Source organism: Verminephrobacter aporrectodeae subsp. tuberculatae At4, from assembly GCF_000193225.1.
Taxonomy (GTDB): Bacteria; Pseudomonadota; Gammaproteobacteria; order Burkholderiales; family Burkholderiaceae_C; genus Acidovorax; species Acidovorax aporrectodeae.
Genome location: NZ_AFAL01000806.1, coordinates 1 through 288 on the forward strand (window position 1 = coordinate 1; position 288 = coordinate 288).

Here is a 288-nt window from a genome sequence, read left to right on the forward strand (position 1 = left end):
CGTCGATGACGTTGGCCGTGGGCGTGAAGGTGGCCATCCAGGTTCTGCCGTCGCCGCTGAGTTCGAGTTCGCTGAGCGTGCCGTTCGCCTGGGTCAGGTCCACGTCAGCGAGCGTGAAGCCGGTGACGGGCTTGTTGAAGCTGATGAGGACGTCCGTCGTTGTTCCCGTCGTGAGGTGCTCCTCGGACAGAGTGATGCTGGCGGTCAGGTCGCTGGTGTTGGACGCTGGCGTGTTGTTCGTCACGGCCTGGTTGCTGAAGCTCACGGCCTCGTTGCCCGCAGCGTCCC

Annotated in this window: 1 protein-coding gene; it reads right to left on the reverse strand. The window is 64.6% G+C overall.

What is annotated here, in order from left to right; genetic code table 11:
- Positions 1 to 288 (reverse strand): Ig-like domain-containing protein (locus tag VTU_RS34065; RefSeq protein ID WP_010108792.1); only part of this gene is annotated, 288 nt, incomplete at both ends.